The organism is Kitasatospora sp. NPDC127111 (genome assembly GCF_042677465.1).
Taxonomy (GTDB): Bacteria; Actinomycetota; Actinomycetes; order Streptomycetales; family Streptomycetaceae; genus Kitasatospora.
Genome location: NZ_JBHXTG010000009.1, coordinates 21,646 through 37,980 on the forward strand (window position 1 = coordinate 21,646; position 16,335 = coordinate 37,980).

Sequence of the window (16,335 nt, forward strand, 5' to 3'; positions counted from 1 at the left end):
AGATTTGACATGGACGCTGTTCTCAACCAATACGGTCAATTCCGTTGCCAGACCTTTGCACAGACGATTCGTCAAATCAAGGTCTATACCAATGTGGTTCAGACCTCCTACGCTGCCGAACCGGGACTGGTCCGAGCGCGGCCGTCCGGGAACGAGGATGCCCGTGGGACCACTCACGCCGGCCGGGATCGAGCGCGCCGCACGCGCCCAACTTCCACCGGAAATATGGGACTTCATCGAGGGCGGCAGCGAGGCGGAACGCACCCTCGCGGGGAACCGGGAAATGTTCGCCCGCTATGCACTGCGCCCCCGCGCGCTGGTCGACGTCTCCGGCTGCTCGACCGCCGTCGAGTTGCTCGGCTCCGAGCTCCGACTCCCGGTCGGGATCGCCCCGATGGCCTACCACCGGCTGGTCGACCCGGACGGCGAAACCGCGACCGCGCGGGCAGCCGGGCGGGCAGGCGCCCTGCTGGTCGCCGGCATCTTCGCCAGCCGCACCCTCGAAGCCATCGCCGCCGCGGCCACCGGGCCGCTCTGGCTCCAGCTCTACTGGCTGCGCCGCCGCGACGCACTCGCCGCGCTGGTCGAACGGGCCGAGGCGGCCGGCTTCACCGCCCTGATGCTGACCGTGGACGCCCCGCGGATCGGCCGCCGCCTGCGCGACCTGCGCAACGGCTTCGCCGTCCCGCCGCACATCCGCGCCGTCAACCTCGACCCGGAGCTGATGGCCGCCACCCACCGGGCCGACGCCGGCTCCTCCGGCATCGCCGATCACGCGCGGGAGCAGTTCGACCCCACCCTGAGCTGGTCCGACCTGGCCTGGCTGCGCGAACGCACCCGCCTCCCGCTGGTCCTCAAGGGCATCCTCACCGCCGAGGACGCCCGGCTCGCGGCCGAGCACGGGGTGGACGCCGTCGTGGTCTCCAACCACGGCGGCCGGCAGTTGGACGGCGCCCTGCCCGCGCTGGCCGCCCTGCCCGAGGTCGCCGCCGCCCTCCCGCCCGAGCTGCCGGTGCTGCTCGACGGCGGGGTGCGCACCGGCACCGACATCGCCGTCGCGCTGGCCCTCGGCGCCCGCGCCGTGCTGGTCGGCCGCCCCGTGCTCTGGGGGCTCGCCACCGGGGGAGCGGACGGCGTGGCCAGCGTGCTCGGCCTGCTCCGCGCGGAACTCGAGCACACCCTGGCGCTGCTGGGCCGCCCCACGCCCGCCGACCTGGACCGCTCCGCCCTGGCACCCTGGCCCACCGCCTGACCGCGCGCCCCACCCGGCGACGGGCCTCCGCCGGCCACGGCTCTCACCCGGCCACGGCTCTCGCCCGACCACCCCCGACAGAAGGACAGCAGGACCGACGACATGAAGAACCAGGACGCCTTCCCCGGCTGGGACTGGGACGACCCCGAGAGCCTCGCCGCCCGCCTCGACGCGGTCAGCGAGCAGGTCGCCACCTGCAAGACCCTCGAACCGGCCGAGCGGCTCCCGCACGACCACCACGACTTCACCGAACTCGGCCTCACCGGCATCGAGTTCGCCGCCTTCCGGACCGCCCACCCGACCGGCCTCGGCACCGACCTCACCGCCCTGCGCAGCCCCGACGCCGTCGCCGAACCCGGCACCCTCTACCGCGTCGACGGTGACCGCTGGTTCACCCGGCTGGACATCGCCCGCCCGTTGCCGTTCGCCGACGCCAGCGTCGACTGGGTCTACGCCGAGCACCTGATCGAGCACGTCACCCTGCCGGTCGCCGTCGGCTGGCTGCGCGAGGCCCGGCGGGTGCTGCGCCCCGGCGGCGTCCTCCGCCTCACCACCCCCGACCTGGCCCGCTACCTGGTCGGCTACGCCACCGGCGACGGCTTCCTCGCCAAGCACCGGCGCCGCCTCACCACCATGGGCTTCGGCCCGCCGATGCCGGACCGCCCGGCCTTCCTGGTCAACCAGATCTTCCGGTACTACGGCCACCAGTGGATCTACGACCTGGACGAGCTGCGGCACGTCCTCACCCTGGCCGGCTTCGAGCCCGGGCGGATCCGGCACTGCGGCTACCGGCAGGGTGCCCGCGCCGACGTGGCGGACCTCGACACCGCCTTCCGCACCGACGAGACGATCTACGTCGAGGCCGACCGCTGACCGCCGCCCCGCCGTAGCCACCGTCCCACACCGTGCCCGCTGCCCCTCCCGCCCGTGCCCGCCGCCCCGCACCGTCACCGGCCCCCCGCGCCGTCGACCCGCGGGCGTCGACCACGGAACGCCCGAGCCCCCAGCCCGATGGGAAGACCATGCCCCTGCACCCCCAGGCCCAGGCCCTGCGCGAGCGCCGCGCACGGGCCGGCACACCGCCGCTCTACACCCTGACCCCGGCCCAGGCGCGCGCCGCCGACCTCGCCGACATCCGGGCCGCCGCCGGCACCCCCGAGTCCGTCGCCGCCGTCGAGGAGCACCGCATCCCCGGCCCCGGCGGCGACCTCGCCCTCCGCCTCTACCGGCCCGAGCCGTCCGCCGCGCAGCCCGACGGTACGGCGGACGGCGCCCGCCCCGCGCTGCTCTACCTCTTCGGCGGCGGCTGGACCCTCGGCTCGCCCGACACCAGCGACGCGATCTGCCGCCGGCTCACCAACGCCGTCGGCTGCGTCACCGCCTCGGTCGGCTACCGCCTCGCCCCCGAACACCCCTTCCCCGCCGCCGTCCACGACTGCCGGGCCGCCGCCCGCTGGCTGGCCGGGCACGCCGCGGGCCTCGGCATCGACCCGGACCGCCTCGCCGTCGCCGGCGACAGCGCCGGCGGCAACCTCGCCGCCGCGCTCACCCTGCTCGCCCGCGACGAGGGCGGCCCGGCCCTGCGCCACCAACTGCTCGTCTACCCCAACACCGACCACCGGGCCGCCACCGCCTCGCTGCGCGAGTACGACGACCCGCTGCTCTTCAACCGCCGCTCGGTCGCCTGGTACTGGGGCCACTACCTGGCCGACCCGGCCGACGGCGACCACCCGCACGCCTCCCCGCTGCGCGCCCCGAGCCTGGCCGGGCTGCCGCCCGCCACCGTCATCACCGCCGAGTACGACCCGCTGCGCGACGAGGGCGAGCGCTACGCCGAGGCGCTGCGCGCGGCCGGCGTCCCCGTCGAGTCCCGGCGGTACGCGGGCATGCCGCACGGCTTCTTCGCCATGACGGGTGTCCTGGACGCCGCCGGCGAGGCCCAGCGGTACGCCGCCGAGCGGCTGCGCGAGGCCCTCCGATGAGCGCGCCCGCGACCGGGCCGGACATCGGGTGTGAGCCCGTGCGGCCGGCGCCCGTGCGGCCGGATGCGGTGCGGCCGCTGGAGCTCGCGGACCTGCACGCCTCGCTCGCCGACCCGCTGCTGGACGCGATGACCTTCCTCAACGAGGTCACCACCCGCTACCCCGGGGCCGTCTCCTTCGCCCCCGGCCGCCCCTACGAGGGCTTCTTCGAACCCGAGGACGTCCACGCCCACCTGGACACCTACCTGGACCACCTGGCCGCCCGCGGCCTCGACCGGGACGCCGTCCGCACCACGCTGTTCCAGTACGGGCCGACCAAGGGCATCATCCCCGACCTGGTCGCCCGCACCCTCGCCCACGACGAGGGCCTGACCGTCCCGCCCGAGGCCCTGGTGCTCACCATCGGCGCCCAGGAGGGCATGCTGCTGACGCTGCGCGCCCTGTGCGCGGGCCCGGACGACGTCCTGCTGGTCAGCTCGCCCTGCTACGTCGGCGTGACCGGTGCCGCCCGGCTGCTCGACCTGACCACCGTCCCGGTGCCCGAGGCCCCCGAGGGCGGCCCCGACGCGCAGGCCGTCCGCGCCGCCGCCCGCGCCGTCCGGGCCGGCGGCCGGCGCCCCCGGGCGCTCTACGTCGTCCCCGACTTCGCCAACCCCTCCGGCACCAGCATGCCGGTCCCCGCCCGGGCCCGGCTGCTGGACGCGGCCGCCGAGGAGGGCCTGCTCGTCATCGAGGACAATCCGTACGGCTTCTTCGCCCGTGAGCCCGGTGAGCGGCCCACCCTGAAGGCGCTGGACCGCCGCCGCCAGGTCGTCCACCTCGGCTCCTTCGCCAAGACCTGCTTCCCCGGCGCCCGGCTCGGCTACGTCGTGGCCGACCAGGAGGTGGCCGGGCCCGGCGGACGGCGCTCGCTGCTCGCCGACGAGCTGGCCAGGCTGAAGAGCATGACGACGGTCAACACGCCCGCGCTCAGCCAGGCGGTGATCGGCGGCATGCTGCTGCGGCACGACTGCCGGCTGCGCGCCGCCAACGCCCGGGCGACGGCCCACTACGCGGCCAACCTGACTGTCCTGCTGCGGGAGTTGGAGCGGCACTTCCCCGCGGCGGAGCGCCGTCGGCTGGGGCTGTCCTGGAACCGGCCGGAGGGCGGCTTCTTCGCCGTGCTGGCCGTGCCCTTCGAGGCCGACGAGGCGGCCATGGAGCGGTGCGCCCGCGACCACGGCGTGCTCTGGACGCCGATGGCGCCGTTCTACCCGGCGGGCGGGGGAGAGCGGCGGCTGCGGCTGTCCATCAGCGCGCTGAGCGAGCGGCAGATCGTGGACGGCGTCGCCGCGTTGGCCCGGTTCATCCGCGAGTCGGCCGCGTAGCGAGGGCACGGCCGAGGGGCGGGACCACGACGGTCCCGCCCCCTGCCGCACGCGCCCCGGGGCTCGGCGCACCCGGGTACCGGGGCGCACCCGGGAGCCTCAGCACACCCCGGAGGCTCAGCACACCCCGGAGGCTCGGCGCACCCCGGGAGGCTCAGCGCACCCGGGTGGAGAACAGCCGCGCCGACCAGTACACCGCCGCCACCGTCATCACCACGACGACCAGCAGCCCCTGCCAGACCGCGCTGTCCCCGACGTGCCCCGAGAACAGGGCCCGCATGCCCTCCACGGCCCAGTAGAAGGGGTTCCACTTGGCCATGGACTGCAGCCACACCGGGGCCAGCGCCAGCGGCAGCAGCACCCCGGAGAGCAGCGCGATCGGCTGCGCGATGGTGTTCACCACCGGCGCCATCGCCTCGTCGGCCGGCAGCAGCAGGGCGATCCCGTAGGAGATCGCCGAGGTCATCAGGGCCAGCAGACCGAGCAGCAGGTAGGCGAGCAGCAGGTCCACCGGGCCGACCCGGAGGCCGAACGCCAGCGCGATCAGCGTGATGATCACGGCCTGCACCAGCAGCGCCACCGTCTCCCGCAGCGCCCGGCCCAGCAGCAGTGCCAGCCGGCTGACCGGGGTCACCCGGGCCCGTTCGATGATGCCGGCCCTGAGCTCGCCGAGCAGACCGAACCCGGTGTAGAGGCCGCCGAAGATGCACAGCACCGCCAACAGGCCCGGCACGTAGATCTGGTAGGCCTCGGCGTAGGTGGTCGCACCCATCGGTGCCAGCACCTTCTTGAGCAGCGGCGCGAACAGCAGCAGGTAGAACACCGGCTGGATCACCCCGACGGCGATCCAGACCGGTGTCCGCCACATGAGCAGCAGCTGGCGCTGGAAGACCAGCCAGGTGTCGCGGGCGAGCTTCATGGGAGCCCCTCGGGGGAGTCGAAAGGTCAGGACTGCTCGATCGAGCGGCCGGTGCGGGCCAGGAACACGTCGTCCAGGCTGGGGCGTTGCAGCCGCACGGTGCCGGGCACCACGCCGGCCGCGTCGAGGGCGCGCAGCACCTGCGGGATCGCGGCGGCGCCGTCGTCCAGGTAGAGCCGCAGGCCGTCCTCGCCCTGCACCTCCAACCGGTGCAGGACGGCCTGTTCGCGCAGGGCCTCGGTGGCCCGCCCGGTCTCCCCGGCGGGCAGGCCGACCAGCAGCACGTCGCCGGAGATCTCGCGCTTGAGCGTCTCGGGCGTGCCCTCGGCGACGATCCCGCCGTGGTCGACGATCGCCACCCGGTCGCAGAGCGCGTCGGCCTCCTCCAGGTAGTGCGTGGTCACCACCACCGTCATGCCCTCGTCGCGCAGCCGGCGGATCTCCGCCCAGACCTGGCCCCGGCCGGCCGGGTCGAGGCCCACGGTGGGCTCGTCGAGGAAGAGCACCCGGGGTGCGTGGACGACGCCGAGCGCGATGTCGACCCGGCGGCGCTGGCCGCCGGAGTACGTGCGGCACGCGCGATCGGCGAACTCGGTGAGCCCGAAGGCCCGGAGCGCCTCCTCGGCGCGCCGCAGCGCCGTGGCCTTGCCGGTGCCGTGCATCCGTGCCTGGAGCACCAGCTCCTCGCGGGCGCTGACGGCGTCGGTGGTGCCGCCGCCCTGGGCGACGTAGCCGATCCGGCGGCGGACCTCGGCCGGGTCGGCGAGCAGGTCGGCGCCGGCGATCCGGGCCTCGCCGCCGTCCGGCCGGATGAGGGTGGCGAGCATGCGCAGCGTGGTCGTCTTGCCGGCGCCGTTGGGGCCGAGGAAGCCGAAGATCTCGCCCGCGGCCACGGCCAGGTCGATGCCGCGCACGGCGTCGACGGCGCTCTGGCCGCGTTTCTTGGAGGGATAGGACTTGCGAAGTCCCTTGGTCTCGATCAACCGGAACTCCCGTACGGGGATGCGGGAAGGAGTACTGCGGAAGGGGTGTGCGCGCCACCCTAGAGGCTGGGGCACCCCGGAAACAATGGCCTAGACCAATGGATTCCGACGGTCCGTCCCGCCCGCGACCAGCGCCTCCAGCCGGTCGGCCGCCGCCACCGCCCCACCGCCGGCCAGCAACGCCGCCCCGACCCGGGCGGCGGCCTCCCGGTGGGCGTCCGAGTCCAGCACGGTGCGCAGCCGGGCCGCCAGCTGCTCCGGTGTCACCCGGGCGAACGGCACCCGCAGCCCGGCGCCGGCCGCGCTGACCTGCGCCGCGACGAACGGCTGGTCGTGCCGGATGGGCGCGGTCACCAGCGGCAGCCCGTGCGCGAGCGCCTCGCCGACGGTGTTCATCCCGCCGTGGCAGAGCACCGCGTCCAGCGCGCCGCGCGCCATCAGCTCCAGCACCGGCGCCCGGTCCACCGCGACCGCGTGCTCCGGCAGTTCGGGCAGCAGCGCGCGCGGGGCCGCGATCACCGGCTGCACGTCGTCCCCGCACAGCGCGAGCGCCTCGACGGCCCGGGCGTGGAAGCCGGCGCCGAGTTCGCCGGCCAGCGTGCCCATGGTGACCAGCACCCGCCGCCGCCCGGGCGCCAGCCGCTCCCAGGGGAAGGACGGATCGGCCGGCCGCCCGGACAGCACCGGCCCGACCAGGGCGACCTGCGCCGGGAACGCCGGCGGGCCGGTCAGCGCGGCCCCGGTCGTCGCCAGGACCAGGGCGGGGGAGAAGCGCGGATCGGTGTACTCGTCCTCGGGCAGTCCGGCCCGCTGCCAGAGCCCGCGGAGCTGCCCGGTCATCCACGCCTCGACCTGCGGCAACGCCCGGAACGGCCGGCCCAGCTCCATCGCGCCCGGCGCCAGGCTCGCCCACGGCAGCCCGTGCCGGTGCGCGACCAGCGCGCCCGCCGGGGTGTGCTGGTCGACCAGCAGCGCGTCCGGCCGGAACTCCCGCACCACCGCGTCCAGCGGCTTCGTGGTGAACCGCGCGTACGGGACGATGAACCCCTCCCAGAGCGAACGCAGCGCGGCCAGCCCGTGCCCGCCCTGTGCTCGGAAGGCCCGGGTGCCGGTGCCCAGCACCCGCGCGTCCGGCCCGAGCAGGGGCCGCAGCACCGTCTCGGTGCCCGTCCAGGCCACCTCGTGCCCGCGGGCGGTCAGCTCCCGGGCGATCCCGACGGTCGGGTTCACGTGCCCGGTCAACGGCGGGACGACCAGCAGGAACCGGCTCACCGGGCCGCCTCCGCGGGCAGCAGTTGCTGCACGTCGGCGACGGTCAGCGCCTCCAGTCCGGGCAGGTCCAGCCCGGCGCGCAGCGCGGCCAGCCCGGCAGCGGCCCCGAACCGCTCGGTCAGCAGGGCGTCCAGCGTAGCGAGTTCGCACTCGTCGAGCAGCAGGTCGGCGTCCAGCCGGGCCCGCGGGGTGACCAGCGCGGCCCATCGCGGCGGCGCGTCGGCCGCCGCGACCAGCAGTTCGACCAGGTCGGGGCGGACCGGGGCAGGGGGGAGGGCGGGATCACGATCGGTCACGGGGAGGCTCCACCGGCTCGACGGCAAGGGGGCGAGGGGGACGGGAGTCCGAAGGGCCCGAGATCACTTGTGCGACCCGTCGGGCGTCGGAATACTAGCCCGGGTGACCGCACTGGAGGCAGTGGCCGTTCACCTCCCCCACCACACCGTGCCCATCGAGGCGGTGGGCGACCGGATCGGCCTGACCCCACGTCAACTTCGACTCTTCCGCCGCTTCCACGGCCTGGACCAGCTGCGGCTGGACCCGGGCGGGAAGCTGCCCGACCTGCTCGGCGCCGCCGTCGAGGCGCTTCCGGAGCTGCGCGGACGCGAACGGAACGTCCGCTTCGTGATCCATGCGCGCAGCATGCCGGTGGCGGTGCCGTACCCGCTCAACCCGCTGCACGACCTGCTCGACCGCTACGGCCTGGCGCACGCCAGCGCCTTCACCGTCACCCACCACGCCTGCGCGGTGGGCCTGTTGGCCGTCGACCTCGCCGGCCGGCTGCTGGCCGGCGCCGACGACCCGGAGGCGCTGGCGCTGGTCCTGGCCGGGGAGAAGACCTTCACCAAGGACGCCCAGGTGGTGCCCGAGACCGGGATCTTCGCCGAGGGCGCGGCCGCCTGCCTGGTCCGCGCGACCGGCGAACGCAACCGCGTGCTCTCCTACGCCGTCCGCCACCGGCCCGAGTTCGACGGCCGGCTCGCCGAGGACCCGGACCTGCTCGCCCGCTACCAGCGGGAGTACCCGACGGTGATGATCGAGGCGATCGAGGCCGCCCTCGACCAGGCAGGTCTGGACCTCTCGGACCTGGCCGCCGTCCTTCCGCACAACGTCAACCAGGCCTCGTGGCGGTCGATCTGCCGCCGGATCGGGTACCCGGTCGACAAGGTGGTGCTGGACAACGTGCCGTCGGTCGGGCACAGTTTCGCTGCGGACGGCCTCATCAATCTCCACACCGCCACCACACGGGGGCTGCTCCGCCGCGGCGACCGCTACCTGATCGCCGCCGCCGGCATCGGAGCCACCTTCTCCGCCATGGCCGTCGAGCACTGACGCTCCGTCGGGAACGGGAACCCGACGAAGCGCCGGCCCGGCCGTGGTTCGGCTCCGGCGCCCCCTCGGCGCCGCCCCCGGCCTCGCGAAGACGGCTGCCTCCCCCGTGGGGCCCCGGTCATCGCATCCACCACCTCTCACGCACGACGGGACGGGACATCCATGCCAGACCCCGCGGTCCAGACCACTGACACCGAACTGCGCGACCGGATCCTGCAGAGCCTCGGCGAGCTGCTGCCGCGCGTCCTCAAGCGCGACCTCCCGGAGATCCCGGAGAACGCCTGCCTCTTCGACGACCTCGGCCTCACCTCGGCCAGCACCATCGAGCTGATCCTCGAAGTGGAGGAGGCGCTGGACATTCAGGTCGACGTGGAGCAGATCGGCGAGGACGACCTGCGCTCGGTGACCAGCCTGGCCGACTACGTGGCCGGCCACGTCATCGCCGAGGACTGACCGGGTGCCCGCCGCTCCCGCTCCGGCCCTGACCCTCACCCGCGCCCTGACGGGCTACGTCGACGGCCGGTCGGAGACCTCGCTCGACCCGGACCTGCGGGTCTTCGTGTCGGACCTGGTCCGCCCGTACGGCCTGCCGCTGCGGGAGGACCTGCTCGTCGAGGGCGCCGGCCACTCCTACCAGGAGATGGCCGAGGGCCTGCTGGGCGCGGCGCTCTCCGACGGCCGGCCGGTCGACCTGCTGATCCTGGCCTTCGACTCCCCGGACGTCCGCCCGGGTGCGCCCAGCTCGCTGGCGCTCAGCCGGTCCTGCCCCGGCCGGCCGCTCTCCTTCGCCGTCTGCGACCAGGGAACGGCCGCCGCCTTCACCGCCCTGCGGATCGCCGACGAGTACCACCGCACCGGGGCCTGCCGGCGCGCGGTGGTGGTGCTGGCCGAGCAGACCGCGCTGCACTACCGGGCCGCCGAGCCCGTCGACCTGCCCGAGCGGCACTGCGCGGTCGTGCTGGTCTGCGACGAGACCGACGGCGGAGCGGCCCTGACCATCCGTCAATCTCCTTTGTGTCATACCCAACTAGTGGAGAAGGCCGTCCACGAGGAGGCGCGGGCGCTGGGTGAGGGGGTCGCCGTGCTGCTCGGCCCCGGCCTGGCAGCCGGCCCGGAGTCCGCCGGGGTGGTGACGGCGACCCCCGGACAGCCCTTCACCGGACTCTGGTCGGCGCTGGCCGAACAGCTCCCCGCCTGGCGGGCGGAGCGACGGGCGGTGCTGGCCGCCGCCCTCGACCGCCGGCTCGGCATCCTCAGCACCCTGACGCTCCGGGCCGGGCCATGACCACCGGGCGCGCGGTCGACGTCATCGACCTCTGGGTGCTTCCGACCGACCAACCGGGCGACGTGGCCGAGGAGTTGGGGCGACTGCTCGACCCCGCCGAACGCGCCCGCGCCGCGGGCCCCGACCCCGTCCTCGGCCACCGCTTCACCGTCGTGCACGGCGTCGTCCGGCTGCTCGTGGCCGAGCGACTGGGCGTGCGGCCGGACGAACTCGCCTGGCGGTACGGCCCGCACGGCAAACCCGAGCCGGCCGGGAATCCCGGGCGCGGCCTCGGCGTGAGCTACTCCGCCTCCGGCGGGCTCGCCGTCATCGCGCTGAGCGAAGGCCGCCCGGTCGGCGCCGACGTCGAGGAGATCCGCGACCCGCACGTCGCCGCCCGGATCGCCCAACGCTACTTCCCGGCGGCCGAAGCCGCGGCCCTGGTCGGATCCGCCTCGCCTGCCGTACTCGCCGAGCGGTTCACCGAGTTGTGGTGCCGCCGCGAGGCCTGCGTCAAGGCGTACGGCGGACGGCTGGTCCAAGGCTTCGGGCTGCCGCTGGCCGGCCCGGCGCCGCTCGTCCTCGCCGACACGGGCTCCCTCGGCGGCGGCCCGTGCCGGATCGCGGACGCCGTGGTGCCCGGGCCGTTCCGCGCCGCGGTGGCGGCCCTCGGCGACCGCCCGTTCCGGCTCCGGGTGTACCACTGGACCGCGCCTTCCCGGCTCACCACTCTTTCCGCTACTGGAGATTGACGGCGAGTCAGATCCTCTCGCCGTGCGCCGGCCGTACCACGGATCGGCTCGCCTTCTGGCAGCCCGACACTCCTGACACCACGCGACACCCCCCTGACAACCCCGGCAAGCCGAAGGGTACGGACGACGTGACAGAGACCACCCGGCGGATCACCGTCCGGTACGGCGGCGCGAGCAGTGGCTCCGGGCCGCTCACCCTCGGCCAGGACAACATGATCCGTTGCATCCGCAGTGACCCCCCGGAGCAGATCAACAAGGAGGCGGTCTGGCCGGTCCCCGACGGAACCACCCTGCCCGCCGCCCTCGACGCACTGCGGGCGCTGATCGAGCGGCACGACTCGCTGCGCACCGTCTTCCCGCCGGGCGACGGCCCGGACGCGTTCCCGGAACGCCAGGAGGTGCACGGCCAGGGCGAGTTCACCGTCGTCGTGCACGACCCCGGGCCCGGCCGGACGGACGCCGAACTCGACCTGCTCGCCGCCGAGGCGGGCCGCGTCGAGGTGGCCGTCCCGTTCGACCTCGCGGCCGCCCCCCGGCTCCGCTTCACCGTGCTGGCGGACGGCGACCGGGCGCTGCGGCTCATCGTGGTGGTCTGCCACGCCGGCGCCGACGGAGTAGCGACCACCCTGCTGATCCAGGACTGGCTGGCCCTCGCCGCCGGCAAGGAACTACCGCCCGCCACCGCGCTCACCCCGCTGCAGGTGGCCGCCCGGGAACGGAGCGACCAGGGCCGGCGCAAGGCCGCGGCCGCCCTCAAGCACTGGGAGAGGATCCTCACCACCGGCCCGCAGGCGGTCTACGCCGACTCGCGGATCACCGGCCCGGCGACCACCCTGTCCGCCGTGGTGCTGCGCTCCCGCTCCGCCGCCGCCGACCTCGCCGCCGCCGCCCGGCGCACCGGCGCGACCCCCTCGGTCGTGCTGCTCGCGGCCTTCGCCGCCCTGGTCGCCCAGCGGGCCGGCCGGACCGGGCTCGTCCTGGCCGCGCTCTCCGCCAACCGCCAGCGCGCCGTGCTGGCCGACCACATCGGCACCCTCGCCCAGGACGCCCTGCTCGCCCTGGACACCGGCACCACCGACCTGGACGAACTGATCGGCCGGGCGAAGGCGGCCGCCCTCGCCGGCTACTGGCACAGCACCCTCAACGCCGACAAGGTCTGGCAGCTGGTCGAGGACGTGGCCCACGTACGCGGCGTCCGCTTCGCCCGCCAGGTGGTCGTCAACGACCTCAGCCTGGCCATCCCCGAGGCGATGTCCGAGGCCCGCCCGGCCCCGGTCGCCGACCCCGAACTCACCTGGCTGCCCGACCAGCCGCTGCCGGTCCGCACCCTGCTCACCGTCCTGCGGACCTCGGGCAGCCTGGAGTTCGCGCTGCTCGCCTGCCCGCAGGTGCTCGACCGGGAGGAGACCGAACGCTTCGCGCTCGCCCTGCCCGCCGTCCTGAAGGCCGCCGCGAACGGCCCGCTCCCGCTGGCCGACCTCCCGGCGCTGGCCGGACTGCGGCCCGCGGTGCGCATCGGCGACTGGCACCTGGTCGACGACTGCTGGATCGACCTGGACGCCGTCCGGTCCCTGCTCGCCGACGCCCTCCCCGGCGCCGCGACCGACGTGGCCCTGCGGGACGGCCGCCTCTCCGCGCGGATCGCCACCCCCGACCCGACGCTCACCCCGCGCGCGGTCCACCGTGCGGTGATCGACGCGCTCCCCGGCCGTGACACGGCGATGGCGCCGCACCACTACACCGTGCACGCCGCGGTCACGGCCGTGGTCGGCCCGCCACTCTGGCGGGACTTGGCGGTGCTGGCCGAGGGCACCGGCCGCGACCCGGCGACCGCCGCCCGGCTCCCAGGCCTCGCCTGACCCGCGTGCCCCGCCCCGTCGGCGCGCTTCCCGGCCCGTCCGCGGATACCGGGACCTGCTGGACTGGATGCCCCCACGGCACGCCGACCGCGACCGGCGTGGAGGGCACCGGCGCCTACGGGGCCGAACTCGCCCGAGTGCTGGCCGCGGCCGGGGTCACGGTCGTCGACGTCGACCGGCCGGACCACGAGACGCGCCGGATGAGGGGCAAGTCCGACCCGGTCGACGCCTACGCCGCCGCAACCGCCCGTCCTGTCCGGCCGGGCCACCGGCATCCCCAAGAGCCAAGACGGCCTGGTCGAGGCCGTTCGGTGCTGCGCGCTCCACCGGCTTGACGGCCGTAGGAGCATCCCGCATGCCCTCGCCCGGTCGGTGCCCACTCCCCGTGGTTCGGGCGGTCGCGCGCCCCGCCGCCCGGGGCGCCCGGCCGCCGCCGGCCGGGGTGTGCGACGGGCGGGCCGGGAGACCAGACTGGTGGTGGATCCTGCCGCCGAGGCTGGGAGAGGCATGCTGCTCGGACTCACCACCGCGCTGGTCGCGACCGTCTGCTTCGGCTTCGGTTCGGTCTTCCAAGCGCGCGGCGCCCGGTCGGCGCCCCGGGCGGACCGGGTGCGGGTCGGGCTGCTGGCCGCGCTGGTGCGGTCGTGGCAGTTCCTGCTGGGCACCGGGCTGGACATCGCGGGCTTCGTGCTGAGCATCGTCGCCCTCCGCACCCTGCCGCTGTTCCTCGTGCAGTCCGTCACCAACGCCAGCCTCGCCGTCACCGCGCTCGCCGCCGCCCGGCTGCTCGGCGCCCGGCTCCGGCGCGGCGACCTGGTCGGCATCGCCGCCGTGGTCGTCGGCCTGACGCTGCTCGCGCTCGGTTCCGGCCGGGAGGGGCGCGACCACGCCCCACCCGCCTTCCACTGGGCGCTGCTCGCGACCACTGCCGTGATGCTGCTGCTCACCCTGCTGCTGGCCCGGCGCAGCGGCAACGTGGCGGCGGCCGGCCTCGGCCTGCTCGCCGGGGTCGGCTTCGGCGTGACCAGTCTGGCCGTCCGGGTCCTCGACGTCGGCGGGCCGCTCGACGTGTTCACCGACCCGGCGGCGTACGCGCTCGCCCTCGGCGGCCTCGGCGGCTACCTCGCGTACGCGCTCGCGTTGCAGCGCGGCACGGTGACGGCGGCGACAGCGGCCGGGACGGTGGCCGAGACCTTCGGCCCGGCGCTGGTGGGCGTGGCCGCCCTGGGCGACGCCGCCCGCCCCGGCTACGCCTGGTGCGCGCTGACCGGGTTCGCGGTGGCGGTCGGCGGCACGTTCGTGCTGTCGCGCTTCGGCGAGGTGGAGGCCGAGGTGGGCCGCGCCGACCGCCCGGCCGTGGACGAGGCCGCTGAGGCCGGCGAAGCCGCGCTGCCGCCGTGGTGCTGACGCCCTGACGGCGGGGGCGCCCGGCCCGGGGGCGTGGGCCGCCCGCGTCCTCCTCCTCGGTGCGCGGGTCGGTCAGGCGGCCGCCAGGACCGGGCCGGTGCCGGCGGCGCGGTGGAGGCCGGAGTCGGCGATGTACGCGGTGACGTCGGCCGGGCCGGTACGCCGGATGCACGTCGCCGGAGGAACCGAAGACCGGTGGACGGTGACCGACCGGCGGCGAACGTGCGCGGTCGGCACTCGTCGTGCCGCGCGTTCCTCCTCCTCGGTGCGCGGGTCGGTCAGGCCGCCAGGGCCGGGCCGGTGACGGTGGCGCGGTCGAGGTCGGAGTCGGCGATGTTCGCGGTGACGTCGGCCCGGCCGGTGCGCCGGGTGCCGTCGCCGGAGGAATCGAAGACCGGTGGACGGTGACCGACCGGCGGCGAACGTGCCCGGTCGGCACTCGTCGTGCCGCGCGCTCCTCGCCCGTGTGGTCGAATCCCCGAAGGCTCCGGCGGACGTCCGGAACCGCACCGCGGCCGCCCGTCGAGCCGGTGTCGGTGTCGGTGCGCGATTCGAGGGCGCGTCGCCGTTACCGTGCGTCCCTCGACGCCCGCCCGCGCCCGGACCGGACGGCGGGTGGGCCGGGGTGCCCCTTCGGAAACCTCCGCCCGGCCTGCCATGATCACCGGTACTGTACGAACGACCGCAAGGGTGGGGAACATGATCGGTTTGCTGCTGCTCGGCCTCCTGGTGCTCGTCATCGGCGGATGCGTCTGCGTGGTGTGGGCGGATCGCGGCGGCCCCGGCTGGGTGCGCCTCGTGGCGAACGCGACGCTGGGCGCGGGGGAACTGGTGCGCCGGGCCGAGAAGAACCGGCGCCGGCGCCGGCGCCGCAGCATCGGCTCGGGCGGCGACAGCGGCAACGGCGGCGGCAACGGCGGCGGCGACGGGGGCGGCAACGGGGGCGGCGACGGCGGCCAGTAGCCGCCGGCCGACACCCCTGCCCGCCCTGCCCGCCCGCCCGGCCCGTCCGGTCGCCCGAACGGCGCGACCGTGCGATGGTGACTTGCCGGACCAACTCGCCGGGCCGACCGCCTCGACCGGGACGTCTCGCACCACCCGGGCGGGCACTCGGCACGGCGCGCACAGAGCGGCAGGAGCCATGACGGACGACGCCCACCGACCCGCCCGACGTCCCGGGTACACCCGGCGCCCCGCGGCCGACCCGCCGGTGGCCCTGGTCACGGGAGCCTCCTCCGGCATCGGCGCGGCCACCGCCGACCGCCTCGCAGCGGCCGGCTGGCGGCTGCTGCTCTCCGGCACCGACCGCGCCCGGCTGGAGGCGGTCGCCGCCCGCACCGGCGGCCGCGCGCTGCCCGAGGACCTCGCCAAGCCGGACGGCCCGCAGCGCCTCGCCGAGGCCGCCCTCGCCGCCGCCGGCCGGCTGGACGCGCTGATCGCGAGCGCGGGACTCGGCTGGCGCGGGCCCTTCGCCGAGACGCCCACCGACACCCTGGACCGGATGCTGGAGGTCAACCTCGCCGCCCCGCTGCGGCTGGTCCGCCTGCTCCTGCCCGGCATGCTGGAGCGCCGCCGGGGCCGGATCGTGCTGCTCGGCTCGATGGCCGGCCAGGTCGGCGTCCGCGACGAGGCCGCCTACGCGGCCACCAAGGCGGGGCTGGCCATGTTCGCCGAGAGCCTCTGGTACGAGCTGCGCGGGACGGGCGTCGGCGTCCGGATCGTGCTGCCCGGCGCGGTGGACACCCCGTTCTTCGAGCGGCGCGGCACCCCGTACCAGCGCGAACGCCCCCGTCCGGTCACCCCCGACCAGGTCGCCGACACCGTGCTCGCGAGCATCACGACGGCCGCCGACCGGCCGTTCGTCCCCCGCTGGCTCGGCCTGCCGGCCCGCATCCACGGCGTCGCGCCGGGCACGTTCCGGCGGATGGCCTCCCGCTTCGGCTGAG

Annotated in this window: 16 protein-coding genes; 12 read left to right on the forward strand and 4 right to left on the reverse strand. The window is 75.7% G+C overall.

What is annotated here, in order from left to right:
- Positions 1-157: 157 nt before the first annotated feature.
- The 4 genes from ACFVHB_RS08225 to ACFVHB_RS08240 all read left to right on the forward strand — a co-directional run bounded on the left by ACFVHB_RS08225 (position 158) and on the right by ACFVHB_RS08240 (position 4,601).
- Positions 158-1,252 (forward strand): alpha-hydroxy acid oxidase, encoded by a 1,095-nt coding sequence (locus ACFVHB_RS08225; protein ID WP_380316989.1) that lies wholly within the window; start codon positions 158-160, stop codon positions 1,250-1,252.
- Positions 1,253-1,354: 102 nt separating this feature from the next.
- Positions 1,355-2,125 carry a methyltransferase domain-containing protein gene (locus ACFVHB_RS08230; protein ID WP_380316992.1) on the forward strand — a complete coding sequence of 257 codons (771 nt, stop codon included), beginning with the start codon at positions 1,355-1,357 and terminating at the stop codon, positions 2,123-2,125.
- 149 nt (positions 2,126-2,274) lie between these two features.
- Positions 2,275-3,234, forward strand: coding sequence for an alpha/beta hydrolase (locus tag ACFVHB_RS08235; RefSeq protein ID WP_380316995.1), 960 nt, complete (start codon positions 2,275-2,277; stop codon positions 3,232-3,234).
- Between the two features lie 38 nt (positions 3,235-3,272).
- Positions 3,273-4,601 carry a PLP-dependent aminotransferase family protein gene (locus ACFVHB_RS08240; protein WP_380316998.1) on the forward strand — a complete coding sequence of 443 codons (1,329 nt, stop codon included), beginning with the start codon at positions 3,273-3,275 and terminating at the stop codon, positions 4,599-4,601.
- A gap of 154 nt (positions 4,602-4,755) precedes the next feature.
- Here the strand turns inward: ACFVHB_RS08240 and ACFVHB_RS08245 are convergent, their stop codons facing one another.
- The 4 genes from ACFVHB_RS08245 to ACFVHB_RS08260 form a co-directional block, all read right to left on the reverse strand.
- Positions 4,756-5,520, reverse strand: coding sequence for an ABC transporter permease (locus ACFVHB_RS08245; protein ID WP_380317001.1), 765 nt, complete (start codon positions 5,518-5,520; stop codon positions 4,756-4,758).
- A 26-nt stretch (positions 5,521-5,546) separates the two neighbouring features.
- Complete coding sequence (locus ACFVHB_RS08250; protein ID WP_380317004.1) at positions 5,547-6,503, reverse strand: ATP-binding cassette domain-containing protein; 957 nt, start codon at positions 6,501-6,503, stop codon at positions 5,547-5,549.
- 90 nt (positions 6,504-6,593) lie between these two features.
- Positions 6,594-7,775, reverse strand: a complete 1,182-nt coding sequence (locus ACFVHB_RS08255; RefSeq protein ID WP_380317006.1) for a glycosyltransferase — start codon at positions 7,773-7,775, stop codon at positions 6,594-6,596.
- Positions 7,772-8,071: a hypothetical protein gene (locus ACFVHB_RS08260; RefSeq protein WP_380317008.1), complete on the reverse strand. Its 300-nt coding sequence runs from the start codon at positions 8,069-8,071 to the stop codon at positions 7,772-7,774. Before ACFVHB_RS08260 ends, ACFVHB_RS08255 begins: the two co-directional genes overlap by 4 nt.
- Positions 8,072-8,174: 103 nt before the next feature.
- Here ACFVHB_RS08260 and ACFVHB_RS08265 point away from each other — a divergent pair, with 103 nt between their 5' ends.
- The 8 genes from ACFVHB_RS08265 (at position 8,175) to ACFVHB_RS08300 (ending at position 16,334) form a co-directional block, all read left to right on the forward strand.
- Positions 8,175-9,107: a 3-oxoacyl-[acyl-carrier-protein] synthase III C-terminal domain-containing protein gene (locus ACFVHB_RS08265; protein WP_380317011.1), complete on the forward strand. Its 933-nt coding sequence runs from the start codon at positions 8,175-8,177 to the stop codon at positions 9,105-9,107.
- A gap of 162 nt (positions 9,108-9,269) precedes the next feature.
- A complete protein-coding gene (locus ACFVHB_RS08270; protein ID WP_380317013.1) occupies positions 9,270-9,560 on the forward strand; it encodes an acyl carrier protein in 291 nt (96 codons plus the stop codon).
- Between the two features lie 4 nt (positions 9,561-9,564).
- The gene (locus tag ACFVHB_RS08275; protein ID WP_380317016.1) at positions 9,565-10,392 is read left to right on the forward strand and encodes a hypothetical protein; all 828 of its coding nucleotides are present in this window, start codon (positions 9,565-9,567) and stop codon (positions 10,390-10,392) included.
- Entirely contained in the window at positions 10,389-11,123 is a 735-nt protein-coding gene (locus ACFVHB_RS08280) for a 4'-phosphopantetheinyl transferase family protein (protein WP_380317019.1), read from the forward strand. The genes ACFVHB_RS08275 and ACFVHB_RS08280 overlap by 4 nt, the downstream gene beginning before the upstream one ends.
- A gap of 128 nt (positions 11,124-11,251) precedes the next feature.
- Positions 11,252-12,982, forward strand: a complete 1,731-nt coding sequence (locus ACFVHB_RS08285; RefSeq protein WP_380317021.1) for a condensation domain-containing protein — start codon at positions 11,252-11,254, stop codon at positions 12,980-12,982.
- A gap of 507 nt (positions 12,983-13,489) precedes the next feature.
- Positions 13,490-14,389, forward strand: coding sequence for a hypothetical protein (locus ACFVHB_RS08290; protein ID WP_380317024.1), 900 nt, complete (start codon positions 13,490-13,492; stop codon positions 14,387-14,389).
- Between the two features lie 699 nt (positions 14,390-15,088).
- Positions 15,089-15,352 (forward strand): hypothetical protein, encoded by a 264-nt coding sequence (locus tag ACFVHB_RS08295; RefSeq protein ID WP_380317027.1) that lies wholly within the window; start codon positions 15,089-15,091, stop codon positions 15,350-15,352.
- 178 nt (positions 15,353-15,530) lie between these two features.
- A complete protein-coding gene (locus tag ACFVHB_RS08300; RefSeq protein ID WP_380317030.1) occupies positions 15,531-16,334 on the forward strand; it encodes an SDR family NAD(P)-dependent oxidoreductase in 804 nt (267 codons plus the stop codon).
- Position 16,335 lies beyond the last annotated feature (1 nt).

What these genes read in the sequence shown, in the direction of transcription:
- ACFVHB_RS08290 (WP_380317024.1), top strand. Translation starts at nt 13,490, where the DNA reads ATGCTGCTCGGACTCACCACCGCGCTGGTCGCGACCGTCTGCTTCGGC.
- ACFVHB_RS08295 (WP_380317027.1), top strand. Translation starts at nt 15,089, where the DNA reads ATGATCGGTTTGCTGCTGCTCGGCCTCCTGGTGCTCGTCATCGGCGGA.
- ACFVHB_RS08230 (WP_380316992.1), top strand. Translation starts at nt 1,355, where the DNA reads ATGAAGAACCAGGACGCCTTCCCCGGCTGGGACTGGGACGACCCCGAG.
- ACFVHB_RS08270 (WP_380317013.1), top strand. Translation starts at nt 9,270, where the DNA reads ATGCCAGACCCCGCGGTCCAGACCACTGACACCGAACTGCGCGACCGG.
- ACFVHB_RS08225 (WP_380316989.1), top strand. Translation starts at nt 158, where the DNA reads ATGCCCGTGGGACCACTCACGCCGGCCGGGATCGAGCGCGCCGCACGC.
- ACFVHB_RS08280 (WP_380317019.1), top strand. Translation starts at nt 10,389, where the DNA reads ATGACCACCGGGCGCGCGGTCGACGTCATCGACCTCTGGGTGCTTCCG.
- ACFVHB_RS08300 (WP_380317030.1), top strand. Translation starts at nt 15,531, where the DNA reads ATGACGGACGACGCCCACCGACCCGCCCGACGTCCCGGGTACACCCGG.
- ACFVHB_RS08235 (WP_380316995.1), top strand. Translation starts at nt 2,275, where the DNA reads ATGCCCCTGCACCCCCAGGCCCAGGCCCTGCGCGAGCGCCGCGCACGG.
- ACFVHB_RS08245 (WP_380317001.1), bottom strand. Translation starts at nt 5,520, where the DNA reads ATGAAGCTCGCCCGCGACACCTGGCTGGTCTTCCAGCGCCAGCTGCTG.